3 protein-coding genes are annotated in these 2840 nt (G+C 52.6%); 2 read left to right on the top strand and 1 reads right to left on the bottom strand.

The genetic code is table 11. The features are described 5' to 3' along the window. Positions 1 to 224 (top strand): Tn3 family transposase (locus BLO31_RS14995; protein WP_139159023.1); only part of this gene is annotated, 224 nt, incomplete at its 5' end. A gap of 534 nt (positions 225 to 758) precedes the next feature. Here BLO31_RS14995 and BLO31_RS23570 read toward each other — a convergent pair. After that, complete coding sequence (locus tag BLO31_RS23570; RefSeq protein ID WP_139159024.1) at positions 759 to 1838, bottom strand: hypothetical protein; 1080 nt, start codon at positions 1836 to 1838, stop codon at positions 759 to 761. 564 nt (positions 1839 to 2402) lie between these two features. Here BLO31_RS23570 and BLO31_RS23575 point away from each other — a divergent pair. Continuing rightward, complete coding sequence (locus tag BLO31_RS23575; RefSeq protein ID WP_139159025.1) at positions 2403 to 2696, top strand: hypothetical protein; 294 nt, start codon at positions 2403 to 2405, stop codon at positions 2694 to 2696. Positions 2697 to 2840 lie beyond the last annotated feature (144 nt).

Genomic DNA, 2840 nt, shown 5'->3' on the forward strand with positions numbered 1-2840 from the left:
AAGATCAAGAGTTGTCAGTGCTAGCTTTGCATTTGTTACAGATCTCTTTGGTGTACGTAAATACCTTGATGATCCAGCAAGTGTTGAACGAACCGAGTTGGCTTTCAAGGATGAAAAAGGAAGATTTCAGGGCATTGACGCCATTGATTTATGCTCATGTCAATCCTTATGGGATATTTGAATTAGACATGGACGCAAGACTACCCATAGAAATGACAGCTTAAAAGTTGGCGGTTATCGCAGCTACCCGGTCATTACCCCTAATCATTGTTTCGTCGTTCGGTCGCACCTCCAACGGTGTCGCGGGTTCGCACACAAATCGTTCGTAAGATGGACGGTACGCGTTCGCGGTACGAGAACTCGCGGCGTTTCCAGTGGTGGCGTATGAGCCGTGAGATGGCGTCGCGGCTCACAGGCTATCGGATGTACCTCAACGGAGTCTAAGTCAGTTGTCACGGGCTGGGCGGCTGCCTTCGACCCTGTTGTCACCGACCGGATCTAAAAGCAAGCGGTTGCGCCATAGGTTGTGACGTAAGTATGCAATCGTAACGTGGTCAACAAGATCGAGGTGGGAAGGGTCATAGAAGTAGACTATGCCTGATCCGTCGGAAAATCGAAATCAGGCATAGGACACGTTAACGGAATTGGGATCCTGACGTAACGCGCACGTTTGATTAGGGTTAACTAGTACGCATCAAATGCAGTTGATGCGTGATTCTAGTGAGTTTAAGCGCGCGGCGCTCGGTAAACGTATTTCTCTACTCTTGCGGCCCAGCGTTATCCCTATCATCTGGGTGGTTCTTTTTGTGTTGTACGTAGCGTATTAGTCGACGGGAGCGGTTGGACGGACCCTTTGGTGCGCGCTGCGTGCCCGAATCCCTGATGGTTAGTTCATGTCGTTGCCGCTCTAGGGTAGTTTCTTTCTTTAGACGAGCGCCCCTTTTTCGGCGCGGCTTTTGCGCGTATTCCTGTCGCGACGAGCGAGAGTAGTCGGGCTTTTTGTCTCGATTCTGGTAACGGTCGGCGGAAGACCTACTTTTGCCTTCGTACAGTGAACCATCGGAGTAGTGGTCGAGATTAAAGTTGTAGGTTGAGCCACCGTCTGGTTCCTCGAGTTTTTCTTCTTCCGAGTCGTTCGACAGGCGCGGGTTATACTCTTCACGCTGAGGCGTCGTTCCCAGTCCTAAGCCGTTGTCGTGGGCGAGCATGCTCGCGTTCAGATCCGACCGAAACAGAGTCTTAACGTTATCGACACTCGGCTCTAAATCGATCGATAGCACGTCCGTGATGGTGTCATACCCATCCGTTCGCTCCGGCATCGCCCCGCCACTGTCGTCGTTGAAAGTGACGGTCTGTTCATTTTTGGTGCCGAGGGCAAAGGGCGAATCGACGCCATAGGCTGAGAATTCGTTCGAGGGGTCACGGCGCTGCTCTTCTTTGTCGGTGTTTGCCAACGCGTCATTTCCGTCGTAGTTGCGGGGTCGTCCTGCATAATGGGCGGGTTTTCCTTCGCTCTGGTCGTTGGTCGGTTTCTGACCCGGGTTCTCGATGTTGGCGTCAATGGTGGCATTTTTCCTCGTGTCCAGTCGGTTGAGCGCGTCTTGGCACGACGCTATCGAACGTTCCAGTTGTTCTCCATCGGATTGCAGTTGCTGGATGTGTCGACTAAGCACCCCAACGTCGGTTTTTGAGCACGCCCCCACTTGACTAAGTAAGTCACTCAGTTCGTTCAGTTTCTGGCCCAGATTCTGAAGGTAGTGGTCGGCCTGGTAAATGGTCGGAATTTCGAATAAAGCGCTCTGATCCGTATTTTTGTCGACGGGGGCAGCACGCGCCATAGGGCGCGGTGCGCCTTGGCTAGGGTTCGTACGTTTCAGAGACGCGGTAGGTTTTTTAACTACCTTTATTCGAGATGGCGTCGGTCGAACTAAGTACGCCGAGCGTCCGCGGTTAACACGCTCAGAGGCCTGTCCACGTACACCCCTGTGCGCAACGTATTTGCGTGTAGGGGTCGTGTAGAGTGACGATGCCGGATAGCGATAAGCGGAGCGTCGGTCCCGTAGCCGATTGACTCGTGAGCGGGTTTCCGTAGGGTCGATGAGACGGAATCCACTGTAATCCGTATGTCGGTCAGGCGTCTGGTTACTTGACGGTTGTGCATAGTGCGCCCATTCGTGTCTGTGTCGGAATTGGTTATCCGACGTGTAAGAGCGCGTGCGTGAATGGTTTCGGTAAGTTGGCGAGGCGTCTTTGCGCAGTTCCGAGTAACGCGCTCGTTCTGTCTCACTGACGCCAATTAAGTCACTATTTGGTACGCGTTCACGTCCCAGTGTTTGCGTTGTTTCAGAGTAGATATGGCGTTCGTACTTACACCATCGTAGGGTTCGCAGGTAGGCGTCGTCGTGCAACTTCTTGCCATTGTATTTGGTCGCCACGACATAATAGACGCAGTCGAAGTTGTCATGTTTACTGTGGTAGGTCTGTTGGACATAACCATTGGCGGTCGTCACGAGTTCGGGTTGCGCATGCAGGCTGTCTACGAAGCGTTCACAGTACTCCTCAGCCACCTTCCTGATGCGTGGGTTTGTTCCCATCATTTGTCCGCTAGTGGGGTGGAACGCGTACGCACTCAGTTCGAGCTTGCCACCGGTCGTTGTCACGTATGGGTCCCTCCCCGTTCGAGTAGGTGGGATTGAGGTGGTATAGTTTAAAACGGGTGATGTGTGTTTGCCCACAGTGGTTCCTCCATTAGGGTTCATCGTTGTCACGATTTGGGTTGGTCCTCGAACGTCGTTCAAATTTTGATTTTCGTTTCGGAGAACATGGGTTGGTTCGTTTTA

Source organism: Vibrio sonorensis, assembly GCF_001854765.1.
GTDB classification, from domain to species: domain Bacteria; phylum Pseudomonadota; class Gammaproteobacteria; order Enterobacterales; family Vibrionaceae; genus Vibrio; species Vibrio sonorensis.

Bases quoted from the DNA above. Each gene is read 5' to 3' on its own strand.
- BLO31_RS23570 (WP_139159024.1), bottom strand. From the start codon at position 1,838: ATGGCGCGTGCTGCCCCCGTCGACAAAAATACGGATCAGAGCGCTTTA.